General features: G+C 46.7%; 9 protein-coding genes. 6 read left to right on the forward strand and 3 right to left on the reverse strand.

Annotation, left to right across the window (positions count from 1 at the left end):
• Positions 1 to 11: 11 nt before the first annotated feature.
• Positions 12 to 3,047 (reverse strand): SusC/RagA family TonB-linked outer membrane protein, encoded by a 3,036-nt coding sequence (locus tag BACSA_RS00620; protein ID WP_013616191.1) that lies wholly within the window; start codon positions 3,045 to 3,047, stop codon positions 12 to 14.
• A gap of 118 nt (positions 3,048 to 3,165) precedes the next feature.
• Here BACSA_RS00620 and BACSA_RS00625 point away from each other — a divergent pair, with 118 nt between their 5' ends.
• The 5 genes from BACSA_RS00625 to BACSA_RS00645 all read left to right on the forward strand — a co-directional run bounded on the left by BACSA_RS00625 (position 3,166) and on the right by BACSA_RS00645 (position 7,513).
• The gene (locus BACSA_RS00625; protein WP_144005162.1) at positions 3,166 to 3,369 is read left to right on the forward strand and encodes a hypothetical protein; all 204 of its coding nucleotides are present in this window, start codon (positions 3,166 to 3,168) and stop codon (positions 3,367 to 3,369) included.
• 315 nt (positions 3,370 to 3,684) lie between these two features.
• The gene (locus BACSA_RS00630; protein ID WP_013616193.1) at positions 3,685 to 4,902 is read left to right on the forward strand and encodes a hypothetical protein; all 1,218 of its coding nucleotides are present in this window, start codon (positions 3,685 to 3,687) and stop codon (positions 4,900 to 4,902) included.
• A 39-nt stretch (positions 4,903 to 4,941) separates the two neighbouring features.
• Positions 4,942 to 6,591 (forward strand): OmpP1/FadL family transporter, encoded by a 1,650-nt coding sequence (locus BACSA_RS00635; RefSeq protein ID WP_013616194.1) that lies wholly within the window; start codon positions 4,942 to 4,944, stop codon positions 6,589 to 6,591.
• Between the two features lie 14 nt (positions 6,592 to 6,605).
• Positions 6,606 to 7,061, forward strand: coding sequence for a DUF3990 domain-containing protein (locus tag BACSA_RS00640; protein ID WP_013616195.1), 456 nt, complete (start codon positions 6,606 to 6,608; stop codon positions 7,059 to 7,061).
• Positions 7,058 to 7,513, forward strand: coding sequence for a hypothetical protein (locus tag BACSA_RS00645; protein ID WP_013616196.1), 456 nt, complete (start codon positions 7,058 to 7,060; stop codon positions 7,511 to 7,513). The genes BACSA_RS00640 and BACSA_RS00645 overlap by 4 nt, the downstream gene beginning before the upstream one ends.
• Before the next feature lie 90 nt (positions 7,514 to 7,603).
• On the opposite strand, the gene BACSA_RS00650 is transcribed toward BACSA_RS00645, so the two are convergent.
• On the reverse strand, positions 7,604 to 10,093 hold the full coding sequence (locus BACSA_RS00650; protein WP_013616197.1) for an alpha-L-arabinofuranosidase C-terminal domain-containing protein: 2,490 nt from the start codon (positions 10,091 to 10,093) through the stop codon (positions 7,604 to 7,606).
• Positions 10,094 to 10,104: 11 nt separating this feature from the next.
• Entirely contained in the window at positions 10,105 to 11,982 is a 1,878-nt protein-coding gene (locus BACSA_RS00655; RefSeq protein WP_245546613.1) for a family 43 glycosylhydrolase, read from the reverse strand.
• Positions 11,983 to 12,245: 263 nt separating this feature from the next.
• Here BACSA_RS00655 and BACSA_RS00660 point away from each other — a divergent pair, with 263 nt between their 5' ends.
• A complete protein-coding gene (locus BACSA_RS00660; protein ID WP_013616199.1) occupies positions 12,246 to 14,600 on the forward strand; it encodes a beta-galactosidase in 2,355 nt (784 codons plus the stop codon).
• Positions 14,601 to 14,757 lie beyond the last annotated feature (157 nt).

The raw sequence follows: 14,757 nt of genomic DNA on the forward strand, positions 1-14,757 counted from the left end.
CTGTTTTTAAGTTAGAAATTCACATTTACACCAACCATAAATGTACGGGTGCGTGGATACGTGGCATTACGCCAGTCGATTCCGGGAGCCAAGCCTCCAAGGCTGATTTCAGGGTCAACGCCTTTATATCCGGTAATGGTGAAGACATTGTTGCAGGTTGCGTAGAGTCTCAGGTTATTTATCCAGTTGCCCAGCTTGCCGAAGTTGTAGCCTAATGTCAGTGTCGACAAACGGAAATACGAACCGTTTTCAAGATAACGGGCTGAAGGCGCATGGGCGCGGGAGTCGTTTGCATTTTGACCGGTTATGGCTTCTGCTAATGCGTTTTTCCCATTGGCTATTTGACCGGTGTTGTTATAATAGGCGCGTGTAGCATTAAAAATCTTGTTTCCTGCCACACCTTGGAAGAATGCGGTCAGTGACCAGTTTTTCCAGTTCAGCTCATTGTTCCAGCCGTAAACCAATTTCGGCTGTGCGGAACCGGCTTTGCGACGGTCTTCATCGGTAGGAGCATCGGTTGTGCCGATTAGATTGCCTTCAGCATCATAGTCATTGAATATAGAGCCTCCGTTTTCGTCATAACCAGCCCATTCCCATAAATAAAATTGTCCGATGGGAGAACCTTCCATGATGCGCTGTACGTTTGAGTTGGTATAACCTGCGATATCTGTATTGCCTTGGTCGATATAGTCTACCGAGAATGTTTCATTAGAAAGCTTTTCTACGACATTCTTGTTGTGTGAAAGGTTAATAGAAGTACTCCAAGTGAAGTCTTTGGTTTGTACCGGAACAGCATTTAACGTAATTTCGATACCTTTGTTGCTGATGTCGCCTACGTTAGCGGTCATCCAGCCGTATGAATACCGGTTGGTAGAAACCGGATAATCGTAAATCAGGTCGCTGGTTTTCTTGTTATAGTATTCGATTGTACCCGTCAGGCGGTTATTGAAGAAACCAAAATCAATACCGATGTTGAACATGCCGGTTTTTTCCCATTTCAGGTCTGGGTTCGAGTTGCGCGTTGCGCCCAGAATGCGATAATCGGCAGAGGTGCCGCTTGCGTTTACGTAGTTAAACCAGCCGGTCGAGCCATATACTTGGTGTGCATAGAAAGCGTCAAACCCTAACGAGTTACCGCTGACACCGTAACCGATGCGGAGTTTTAAATCGTCGAAAATGTCTTGGTCTTTCATAAAGTCTTCTTCAATAATGCGCCATGCGGCGGATACGGAGGGGAATGTACCCCAGCGGTTATTGGCTCCGAATGCGGAGGAACCGTCACGGCGTACAGTCGCTTGCAGCAAGTATTTGCTGTTAAAGCTATAGTTGACACGTCCGTAGAACGAAATCATGCGCAAGGTTGAGAGCAGGTAATTGTCGTTTACATCGCTAATGTCGCTGATGGAAACATTGTTCGCCATTGACATGTTATAATACAGTAAGTCATCGTTGTAGAAATTATAGACTTTGGCACCGAAGCCATCATTATTGTCCGCTTGTTCCCAAGAGTAACCCAACATGACTCCTACTTTGTGCTTGTCGGCGAAGGTATGGTCCCAGTTGATGTAAGTTTCCATTTGTTTGCGTACGTTTTCTACAGCCATGCGTTCTGCTTGGCCATGGCGGGATGTTTCCAACTGAGATTGGGTGCTGTTGTAGTTGCTGTAGATGTATTGCTGGTTTTGATAAGAGAGGTTTAAGTTCCAATCCAGGCCGTCAATGATATGTAAGGTCGCTTTGGCAACGCCTTGCAACAACTTTTCTTTTGTCTTGCGGATGTCTTCGTTTGCCATTGAAACCGGATTGAAGTTTTGCGAGATTTGCAAGTTGCTGTACCATGAACCGTCGGCGTTCTTGACAGGAACCAGCGGGCTGTAATAATACATGGCATCCAATACGCTTCTTCCTTGAACACTTTCACCTCCGTTGCTAATCGGACCGCTGGTGCTGTTGCGTACACTTGCGTTCAAACTAACAGAAATATCCAAACGGTCGTTCAATGTCTTGGTCTGTACAAATGAACGTGCGGTAAGCCGGTCCATATCAGTGCCTAATACTACCCCTTCGCGGTCTAAAAAACTGATAGATGCGCTGTATTGCGTTTTTTCATTCCCGCCGTTGATAGATACATTGTGGTTGTGGCTGAATCCGGTACGGAGTATTTCGTCTTGCCAGTTGGTATTGGCTGGGTTATTGGCGTCATAATAAGGTGAAAGGTCGATGTTGTTTGCGCTTGCATACGACAATAGTTGGTCTGCAGTCATCATGTCCAGGGTTTTCATCGTATGGTCCCATGCCACATAACCGCTATAACTTACGCTGGTACGCCCTTCCTTATTGCCTTTTTTGGTAGTGACGATAATTACGCCGTTGGCAGCTTTTGAACCGTAAATGGCTGTAGCCGAAGCGTCACGCAATACATCGATGCTTTCGATGTCTTCCGGCGCTACCAAAGACAGGCTTACGCCCGGGACGCCGTCAATGACATAGTAAGGCTCCATGGCTTCGCCTGCGCGCAGTGAAGAGGCACCACGCAAAGAGATAGAAGCCGAACCGTTCGGGTCACTGGTGTTGGCGATAGTCAGACCGGGCACTTTTCCTTGCAGCAATTGGGCCGGAGTGGTGTAGACTCCTACGTTCAGGTCTTCTGCCTTTACCGAAGTAATAGAACTGGTCACATCCTTGCGTTGCATGCTGCCGTAACCGATGACGACGACTTCTTCCAAAGACTGTGCGTCTTCTGCCAGCATTACGTTGATGGTGTTTGAATTGACTTTGATTTCTTGCGAAATAAATCCGATGTAGGAAAACACCAATGTCTTGCCTCGTTCTACATTGACGGAGTATTTCCCGTTTACATCGGTAATGTTACCGTTGGTTGTTCCTTTTTCCACTACATTTACCCCGACTAAAGGCATTCCGGATTGGTCTTTGACCGTTCCCGTAACTGTGTTTTGGGCAAAAGCACAGGTACACACGAAGAGAAAAACTGCGAGAGAAACGAGTTTTCTCTGCATCCATTTGTTAGTTGTCTGTTTGCTTTGCATAAATTATTAGATTTTAGTGTTTGACTTAACATTGCGAAATCGCAACGTTTCTTTACACAACGAAGTTATATAAATATTTCTGTAAAATTGCAACATGTATTACAAAAATGTTTCCGCCATGTTTGATAACATAAAAATAATGGCGAAGATTTTTCTTCAACCGGGTCGTGCGGCTTTCTGTCCCTGCTTGTGCGGGAGGGCAAGTGCGGTCGTTTTTAAGACAGATGAGGTTGCTCCGGCAGACAAACTTGCATTCTCAGCGAGTTTTTACATGCTGAAACCTTGGTTTCAAGGTGCTGAAACTTTAGTTTCAATTCGCTGAAACAACAGTTTCAGTTAGCTTAAACAAACGTGAAACTATGTTGCCTTGCGGAATGCGGCTGTATGCTGCTGGAAATAAGTGCGTTATGGGTTGGCTCGACATCAGGGCGAACTGCTTTACGAGGCGCGTTTTTCCGCCTTGCTTGTTATGCGGAGGGTTGCCAATGTGAGCCAGTAGTCGGGCATCGTTGCATGACAAATAGGGAAATTCCTATCGGGAAATAGGGATTTCCTACTTGCGGAATGCAGGAATCTTGTTAACTTTGTATTGCCGCAGAAGGCATTATATAATAGTAGGTATTAAAATGGTATGGATATGAAAACAAGATTAGGAATTTTGTTGTTGACAGCTTGCATGCCGTGGCTGGCTATGGCACAGAATGACGACCTTTATTTTGTTCCGAAGAAGGAAAAGAAGGCGGAAACGAAAACCGAGGTGCGTCAGGTGACGAGGCAGACAACAACGACTACAACTACAACGGCATCGGTTTCTCCGGGTACAACGGTGGTGGTAAAGGACGTGACGGGGAAAACGCGTGACATTGATGAATACAACCGCCGGTATACATCGAGAGAGAATACGTTCAGCATGCAGAACGATACCTTATACATAGAAGAGAAGCCCTATGGAGAGCGGGGCGAGTGGGTGAACGGCTTCGAAGGCTCGCAGGACGATTACGAATACGCCATGCGTATCGTCCGTTTCCGTAGTCCGGCGTATGCCATTCCCATCAGCAGCCCGCTGTATTGGGATGTGGTGTATGGCGCGTTCCCGTCGTGGGACTGGAATGTGTACGATGACGGACTGTATGCGTATGTCTTCCCGACATATACCAATCCGCTTTGGTGGGATTGGCGCTGGAACTGGAGTATAGCCGGTCCCCGTTGGGGATACGGTTGGGGATGGTACTCGCCGTGGTATTATGGCGGTTGGTATTCTTCGTATTGGTATGGCGGTTACTGGGGCGGCTGGTATGCCGGCTATTGGGGACCGTGGCATCATCCGCATCCGTATTGGGGAGGCGGATATCATCACCACTATCGGGGATTTACCGATTATCGCCCCACACGTTATATGACTTCGGGCGGTTCGTATACGCGTAATTCTTCGCGTTATGCCACAAGCGCTTCGCGTGTGACGAATGGGAACATAAGCCGGGCAAGAGGAAACAGTGCTGTGCGGCGTTCTTCTATCGGAAGAGTCGTGCAAGGTTCCGGAACGCGTGGCGAAAGCCAGTCCGTTCGTCCGGGAAGAGCGGTCATACGTGGAAACAATGCTGCTGGAACTGTGCGTTCAGGTTCACGCTCGCAAGGCGTATATACGCGTCCCAGCCGGAGTGTAGACCGCACAGGTTCTTCGTATAACCGTCCGAGCAGTACACGCCGGAGTGTGAATTACAACAATAGCAATTCATTTAACCGTAATTCAACGACACGGAGCAATAGCTTCAACCGCAGTTCGGGCGGAAGTTTCAACCGTAGCAGCGGTGGAGGTGTTAGCCGTTCTTCGGGTGGCGGAGGTCGCAGAAGATAAGCTATAGGTAATAAAAGGTATATAAAGGAAGCAACAAAGATGAAAGCAAAGATAATTTCTTTTGGAATATTGGCAATGGCTGCTTCTGCAGCTGTTGCCCAAACACAATATGATGCCGTCCGTTTCGGCACGGGAGAACTGAACGGAACGGCGCGTTTTGTAGGTATGGGAGGCGCGATGAGTGCCTTGGGCGCAGACATATCGACTATGGGGACGAATCCGGCAGGTATCGGGATGTTCCGTAGTAATGATGTCTCTGTCTCGTTCGGATTTAACAAGAACATGACGGAGAGCGATTTTGGCGGGTCGGTCATGAAAGACGACCGTACACGGGCTTCTTTTGACCAAATCGGCATTGTATATAGTATGAAAATCGGAAACCGTACTGACTTGCGTTACCTGAATTTCGGTTTCAACTATCATAAGCTGGCTAATTTCAACCGCCAATTCTCGTCGGGAGGCAATCTGAACGGTGCTTCGATGAGCTGGCAGATGCAAGATATGATGTTGAACTCCGGCGATGTCTATTCGCAGGAAACTTTCAACGACCTGCTTGATAACGATAATCCATACCGTTCGGACGCTTTTCTGTATACGCCTTTCCTGAGTATGATGGGAGCACGCACAGGTTTAGTGAGCAGCTCGGGCGATTTTGGAGATACCAGCGAGTTTTATATGATGGGCTGGAACGGTCAGAACGGTCAATATTACAGCCGCGAGGAAGGCGGCATCAATGCATACGACTTCAATGTGTCTTTTAACGTGAAAGACCGTTTTTATTTTGGTTTGACTTTAGGTGTTTATGATGTGAATTATCATCGCTATTCTTCGTATGCCGAAACGATTGTGGATGATTACGAAGCGGATAACGGAGGGTTTACACTGAATAATTGGTTTGATACGGAAGGTACGGGATTTGATTTGAAATTCGGAACCATTATCCGTCCGTTCGAGTATTCTCCTTTCCGTATAGGTCTGGCAGTACATACGCCGATATGGTATGCCTTGTCAGACACGTATACATCAACATTAGGCACCAATGTATTGGCTATGCCTGAGGATTATAGCGAGAATTTGGGCGAGTATTTTCCCTCGGGAGCGTATGGATGGGATTATTTGTTGAATACGCCTTGGAAGGTGAATGTAAGCATGGGTACAACTGTGGGTACCGTGTTGGCGCTGGATGCGGAATATGAATATGCGAATTACGGCGCATCGAAATACAAAGACCGTGACGGATATGAACTGGCTTCTTCGAATGAAGCGGTCGACAAGTATCTGAAGAGCACGCATACGGTACGTGTCGGTATGGAGGCGAAATTGACACCGAAGTTCAGTTTCCGTGCAGGATACAATTACATGACTTCCCCGATTAAGGATAATTCGGCACGTTATGTTCCGAGCTTGCCGACGAATGCGGCGGATCAGATTGTTTACGATGTGACCCGTACAGACCCTGAATATCATAACTTGAAAGCCCGCAATACATTGACATTGGGTTTAGGCTATCGTGGAAATCTGTTTTATTGCGACGTAGCTTATAAATATGATTTCTATAAATCGGATTTCTATATGTTCGATGACTATCGTTTCTCGGATGACGGCAATTCGATTGTGGGACGTAACCAGCCTGCAGAAGTGAATCATGACCGCCATCAGTTGCTCTTTACGTTAGGAGTAAATTTCTAACAATATTTCTTGTTATGGAGTTATATCACGGAAGCTATATGGCAATACCTTCTCCCGAAATCGTAAGAGGTAAATTTACGAAAGATTTCGGGGAAGGATTTTATTGTACAGAATTGAAGAGACAAGCAGTAAAATGGGCAAAGCGGTATGATACGCCAATAGTGAATATGTATGATTATCATAGGAATGACGCTTTGAAGATTTTACAATTCGACGGTATGACAGATGAATGGTTGGATTTTATAGTTGCTTGCCGAAGCGGAAAGCCTCATAACTATGATATTGTGATAGGTGCAATGGCAAATGATCAGATATATAATTATGTGGCAGATTTTATGAATGGTGTTCTTACGAGAGAGCAGTTTTGGGTATTGGCAAAATTTAAATATCCTACGCATCAGATAAGTTTCTGCACATGGGATGCTTTAAAGTGTATTACTTATAAAGGTTATGAGGAGGTAAAGGAATGAATGGTAGGGAAGATCGCAAGCTGAATGATTTGTTTTTCGTGTGCAGCTTGATTGAATATGTAGCACGAAAGACGAAGAATGAGCGTAAGATAATCGTAAATGCTTTGGGACATACAGGGCTGGAACATTTTTATGATTTGGCTGAGGTTTACCATTGTGAGAATATTGATAAAGTGACAAGCGAAATAATAAATAAATATCATATATCCATCGGGAAATATGACAATGTGGCTAAAGCGGAAGACAATGTGCCGACACATTGGGATATAGGAAAAGTGATGCAACGGTTAGTGTTGAAAGTGTCGGAAGAATCTCATAAAGACATTATCAGTGCACTTATTGAGGTCTACAATTCGTGGATAGTTCCTAAGATAGATAATTATAACAGCTCGATGTATTACGAGAATACGAGTTATCAGTATGCATCGTATTGTGCGGGAAGGGCTTTATAGGATTAAATGAATTGAACACAGAGACACAAAGGGACAGAGGAAATATTTAAATTATAAAACTCTGTGCCTTTGTGTCTCTGTGTTTTTTAGTTATTCTTTTGCCGAGAACCGAATTACGCTGAATGAGTAAGGCGGTAGGGTGTAAGATAACTTGTCACTGGCTTCTAATGCCTTTTCTACCGGTTTGGCATTCTGGTCGTCAGGGTCTCCAGAGAGAACGGTTACTTTGGCTTGCTTGTCTTTGGCGTCTGCCGGAAGATTCAGTTGGGAGTTGACAGCTGCGGGAAGCAGATTAACTAACTTGATGATTAAATCTCCGGTTTGGCTGTCACGCACGATGGAAGAAGCGATTCGGCTGCGTACATCGTTCCGGTTGTTATCAATTTTACTTTCGGCAGGCAGGTAACGGTCGCCTGAGTTTTGACCATACAGCAATTGGGTATAATATCCTACCGAGGGTTTTACTTCTTTGTTGTTGAAGTAAATCAGGTCCGGGTTCCATTGCGTGTAGCCTTCTTTCGCCAATAGCGGTGCATACGAAGTCATCAACACCATGTCGCCGTTTCTTTCTACAGCAGTCAGATACAGGGCTTCTGCCAATGCGGTTTCAATATTATTGGGACGTCCGGGCAAGTGGGCAGCATATTCGCCTAAATAGACTTTCGATTTCGAGCGGTCGTATTTGTCGTAATAGTTCTGATTGTAGATAAACCAGCCCGGTGTATTGTAATAATGCTCGTCGACCATTGGCACGTTCAGGCGGTCTGCCAAGTTCCAGCCTTCTTCGTAATCTGTTCCTTCATAGAACGGGCCTACTGTGCCGATAACCGTAATTTCGGGATGATGTTTCTTAATGGCATCATAAATCAAGGTGAAACGTTCTTCGAAAACATCGGTTATCAGGTCTTCATTTCCTATTCCGATGTATTTCATATTGAACGGTTTCGGGTGTCCCGATTCTGCACGCAGTTTAGCCCATTGGCTTTTCTTCGGGTCACCGTTGGCATAGTCAATCAAGTCGAGGATGTCTTGAATGTATGCGTCCATTTCTTCCATTGGAATACCTCCCTGTTGTCCTCCGCTCAGCAATTTGCCCGGAATGCATGCCGAGTTTTGGCAAGGCACACCTGCAGCGATTACCGGTAAAGGTTCGGCACCGATGTCTTCGCAGAACTGGAAGTATTCGAAATAGCCTATTCCCATGGTCTGATGGTATCCCCAAATGTTTTTCATGGGCTTGCGGGTTTCTAATGGACCTACCGTATTTTTCCAGCGATAGATGTTTTCCAATCCTTGTCCATGCGAAGCACAACCTCCGGGGAAACGTACAAAGCGCGGTCGGATGTCTGCAATGGCTTGTGCAAGGTCGGGACGGAGTCCGTTCTTATGCCCTTTGAAGGTATTTTGAGGGAAGAGTGAAACCATGTCCAAGTCGTATTCTCCTTCTGTCAATAGGCTTATGCCCAATGTGGCAGCATCGGCAGAGGCTTTTGCCTGTAGGGTTGTAGAAACTTTTTTCCAGTCTTTAGAAGATATGCTTACCGTTTTGTTGGCAAGTACAGAGCCGTCAGGACTGTATAGGCTGATTTTTGCCTTTCCGCTTTTCCCGGCTGTGCGGGCGAAGAATGAGAAATCGTATTTCTCGCCTTCCTTAATGACCATGCCGTCAAATCCGGTATTGCTCAGTTCCGCTCCGGCTTGGTTTACTTTCAAGGATAAGTAGTGCGAGTTGTTTGGATGAATGGGAGAGGAGGTTTGTATGCTCATTTCCGCTCCTTCGCCTTTCAAAGACCAGGCATAAGTAGGTCCCCATTCTTTTACCCGATGGTTTTCTCCTGCTACATATTCGAAGTCGCGGTTTTGTACCAGTTCGGCGTATAAGCCTCCGTCTGCTCCATAGTTGATGTCTTCGAAGAATACACCGATGAGTTTATCGCTGATGGCTTTTTCCTTTTCAGGTTGTACGGTCAGTTCTAAATTGACAGGTTTGAGGTCGGCAAAACGGGTCTTGTCTTGGTCGGTTTGCTCATTATACAACTGATTCCGGTATTCGCAACTTTCGGCAAACCGTTGCAGGCGTTCTACGTCATACCAAGCGACTTTTTGCAATGTACCTTCTTCGGGCGTGTTATTTATCTTGGCGGTCTGTTGCGGATATTTGCTCCACGCATCGGAGATATATTCCTTGTATTGGGCATCAGTAAAGTAGCTTTGTCTTTTCCAGTTCAGCAGGTCATCCGAAGCGGCATGCGCGAATTCTTTTCCATTGCCATTCAGTTGCCAAATGCAATGCCATACGCCTTGTGCGTCGCGGTACAGTTCGGGTTTTATCATCCGTTTTTCTTTTCCCCACGCTCCGTAATCACATTTGACGTATCCGTGTCCGTTCCCGATGCTGAACCATTCTTCTCCGTCTCTGCTCCAGGCGAATTTCAGTCCGCTTCGCCCTTCGTCCGGTGTAGTGGCATACGAGAACAGGTAAATCGAGTCGGGTTGGCTTAGTCCTACTTGTGCGGATGCCTGTACAGGCACAAGTCCCATGCAGGCACAATATGCTGCAAGCTGTATAAAATGTTTCATGTTTCAGATTCTTATTTGGTTAATGTCACGCGTTTGATGGTTCCGTCTTCATTGAACTCAAGCCGGTCGATGCAGACTTCGCGGTGTACGCCCGGACCTTTGTCTTTATCCAGATAATTCTTGTTGATGCGGTGGTAGACGATGTACCATTCATCGGTGCCGGGTTTGCGTATGACTGAGTTATGTGCCGGTCCGTAGATTTCTTTAGCCGGGTCTTGAATGGTTACGATAGGGTCTTTGGCTACCTTTATCGGACCGAGAGGCGAATCGGATGTGCCGTATGCCACATGATAGTTGGGCGAGCCGGTATCGTCTACCGACCATAAGAAGTAATAGGTACCTTTCCGGTAGAATACATACGGGGCTTCGCGGTAGGCATAGTCTTTCAGGCTTCCGCCTTTGGGAGTCAACACCTTGATGGTTTCTTTCTTTACCGATACCATATCGCTGTTCAGTTCGGCTCCTGCCATGTAACCGTTTCCCCAATATATATAAGGAGTGCCTGTCATGGGGTCGGTAAATACATCCACATCAATTTGCTGCCCGTGTCCGGCAGGAGAATCGGTGATGATGGGTTGTCCCATGTCCTTAAACGGACCTGTGGGCGAGTCGGCTACGGCTACACCGATTTGTTTGCGCGAATTGTCGTTCGGGTTGCCGCTATAATAGAAGAAGTATTTGTATTTTCCGTCTATCAGTTTTTCTTCAATGGCGGGTGCCCATGCATTGCCGTTTGCCCAAGGAACTTGTGGAGAGCGCAGGTCGAGGATTACGCCTTCGTAAGTCCAGTCTTTCAGGTCGGGAGAAGAGAATGCCGTGAAATACCAGCCTCCCCAACCGGGCTGACCGTCGGTAGTGGAATAAATGTAATATTTATCGGTTTTCTTTGAATAAAGTATTTCCGGGTCGGCATGAAAACCGGGCAATACCGGATTCTGAGGCAATTCGCCCAGTTCCTCCGGCTTTCCCCATTTATCTGTAATGCGTTTCAGTTCAGCACGGGTAATGGGGATAACGGTTCCGTGGCGCGGATGGAAATCCATACTGACGGCATGGTCAATAACCTTGAAATGTTCCAGGTCGCTTGTCTCGGTAAACTGATAGGCACCTTTTATATATACGTCATACATCAGGATGTATTTGTCCTGTCCTATCAGTTTGAATGTGCCTGCACCTTCTACCGCTTCCTTGGTCTGTTGCTTGTAGTCGGGGCTTTCTTTCCATTCTCCTGAAGTGAGCGAGCGGGTAGTGGCTGTTTTGATGCCGTTTCCATGTCCTTCTGTTTTATAGAATAAATGGTACACTCCGTCTTTATAGACAATGTCTCCGTCAATGCAGGATTTCTTGTCGGCAGGTATAAATAAAGGTTTAGGTTCACCGGTCAGGTCGGTGAAGTCCTCGTTGGCGTATGCGTAATAAATAACGTCCGGTCCGCCTTCGTATTGCATGGACCAGTAAAGCATATACTTGCCTGCTTCTTTATCGAAGATGGTCTGAGGCGCCCATACACGTTTCAGTTTTTCCTGTCCTTTATAACGCTTCTGCATGTTGATGATGGAGTGCGACCAGTTGACAAGGTCGGTAGATTTCAGCATCACCAGAGCGCGGTTCGAATCCCATCCGTTATCCGATACCATATCGGTCACGACCATGTAGAAAGTCTTTCCGTCTTCACACCGCAGGATATGCGGGTCGCGTACGCCTCCGGTCGAACTGATGACTTTCGAGTCGAGCACCGGCTTGTTGCCGTTCAGTGCATAAAAAGAATACCCGTCCATACTGACGGCAAAACGTACCGCTTCTTCACTGATGTGGTTTCCGGTGAAATACGTGAAGAGATAGCCTACATAGTCTTTTTCTTCTGTTTGGGATGCCTGTACTGTAGACATTCCTCCCAGAATCAGTGTGATTAGAGTCAGGATAGTTGTTTTGCAATTCATGGTTTATTCGTTTTTTTGATTAGATTCGTTAATAGCTAAACAAAGATAAAAGATTATCCGTTACGGTGTATGCTTTTTCGGCTTTTTGATTGGTTTGTCATGCCAAATTGACCGATTTGTTCCTATTGGGACGAATCTTTTTTCATTATCTTTGCGAACGAGAGAGGCTACGGCTCTATTGAAACTTATTTGTTAACTTAAAAAAAAAATGTATGAATAAATGGTCAACCATTGGCGTGTCGCTTCTGCTTTCGTTTGGGGCGATGGCTGGCTTCCAGTCGTGTTCGCCAAAAACCGAGAGTGGAACATTCGAAGCAGGAAAGGGGACTTTCTTGCTCAACGGAGAGCCTTTTGTGGTAAAGGCAGCCGAATTGCATTACCCGCGTATTCCGCGTGCCTATTGGGAGCATCGCATCAAGCAATGTAAGGCTTTGGGCATGAACACGATTTGCCTGTATGTTTTCTGGAATTTCCATGAAGAGAAGCCGGGAGAGTTCGACTTTACCGGGCAAAAGGACTTGGCTGAGTTTTGCCGCCTGTGCCAGAAGAACGATATGTATGTCATCCTTCGTCCCGGTCCGTATGTATGTGCCGAGTGGGAAATGGGCGGTCTGCCCTGGTGGCTTTTAAAGAAAAAAGACATCCGTTTGCGTGAGGACGACCCGTATTTCCTGGAACGTGTGGCTATCTTCGAGAAGGAAGTTGCCAATCAGGTGGCTGGATTGACCATACAGAAGGGCGGTCCTATTATTATGGTGCAGGTAGAGAATGAATACGGTTCGTATGGCGAAAGCAAGGAATATGTAGCGAAGATACGCGACATCGTGCGCGGGAATTTCGGCGATGTGACCTTATTCCAATGCGACTGGGCATCCAATTTCCAACTCAATGCATTAGACGATTTGGTGTGGACCATGAACTTCGGTACGGGTGCGAATATCGATGAGCAATTCGCTCCTTTGAAGAAGGTACGTCCCGACAGCCCGTTGATGTGCAGCGAGTTCTGGAGCGGATGGTTCGACAAATGGGGAGCCAATCACGAGACCCGTGCGGCAGATGATATGATTGCCGGCATTGATGAAATGCTTTCAAAGGGTATTTCGTTCAGCCTTTACATGACTCACGGCGGTACCAACTGGGGACACTGGGCAGGTGCTAACTCGCCCGGATTTGCACCGGATGTGACTTCGTATGATTATGATGCGCCTATCAGCGAATCGGGAAAGATTACGCCGAAATACGAGAAATTGCGTGAGACCTTGGCGAAATATATGGACGGAAAGAAGCAGGCTAAAGTGCCCGATGATATCCCGACTATCTCCGTACCGGCTTTCGAGTTTACCGAAGTGGCTCCGCTGTTCGCTAATCTGCCCGAACCGAAGAGCGATGATACCATCCGCACGATGGAAGAGTACGATCAGGGATTCGGAAGCATTCTTTACCGCACAACTTTGCCCAAGATTGACCGTTCGGCTACACTTACCGTAACCGAAGCTCACGATTATGCACAAATCTTTATTGACGGGAAATATATCGGCAAACTGGACCGCCGGAACGGGGAAAAGCAACTGGATATTCCGGCATGTGCCGAAGGCGCGCAATTGGATATCTTGGTGGAAGCCATGGGACGTATCAATTTCGGACGGGCTATCAAAGACTTTAAAGGAATTACCGAAAAGGTCGAATTGAAGAACGGAGGACGTACTACCGAATTGAAAGGCTGGAAGGTTTATAACCTGGAAGACCGTTACGAAGGGTATAAAGGTTTGAAGTTTGAACCGCTGAAATCGGTAAAAGATGCGCAAGGCCAGCGTGTGCCGGGTTGCTACCGGGCTACATTCCACGTAGAGAAGCCGGGCGATACGTTCTTGAACTTTGAAACATGGGGCAAAGGCTTGGTTTATGTAAACGGATATGGCATCGGCCGTATTTGGGAAATCGGTCCTCAGCAGACGCTTTACATGCCGGGTTGCTGGCTGAAGGAAGGCGAAAACGAAATTCTTGTATTCGATATCGTTGGTCCGAAAGAAGCCCGTACGGAAGGTCTGGAAGAGCCGATATTGAACCAGTTGCTGGTGAATAAGCCGTTGACCCATCGCAACGAGGGTGAAGAGCTCCGGCTTGCGGGAGAAACCCCGGTATTGAGCGGAAGCTTCAAAGCGGGCAACGGATGGCAGGAAATGAAATTCGGCAAGCCGGTTTCGGGACGTTATGTCTGCATAGAAGCCTTGAATGCGCAAGACGGAAAAGACTTGGCATGTATTGCCGAAATGTATCTGCTTGATGAAAACGGAGAACGTCTTTCGCGTGAACCGTGGATTGTAAAATATGCGGATAGCGAAGATGTATCGCAGGTAAACCGTTCGGCGGATAAGATTTTCGATTTGCAGGAGTCTACTTACTGGAGTACCGAAACCGGTTCGGCTTATCCTCATGCGGTTGTAATTGATTTGGGAGCGAAGCATACCCTGACTGCAATCCAATATCTGCCCCGTATGGAAAGCAATGTGCCCGGCGGCATCAAGGACTTTAAAGTCTATGTAAAGGAAGGAAATTTCAATTATTGATTTTTGTTTTGCCAAATGATGTGGCTATATGCGGGCGAAAACGCGTATAGCCACATCGGCAAACACAACCGCTCTCATCAGCAAACGTAACAGGCTGCATCGGATGATGCAGCCTGTCGCGTTTTTATCCGTTAAAGGACAAGCCTGTTGGACCGGT

Origin of the sequence: Phocaeicola salanitronis DSM 18170 (assembly GCF_000190575.1) — a bacterium.
Lineage (GTDB): Bacteria > Bacteroidota > Bacteroidia > Bacteroidales > Bacteroidaceae > Phocaeicola > Phocaeicola salanitronis.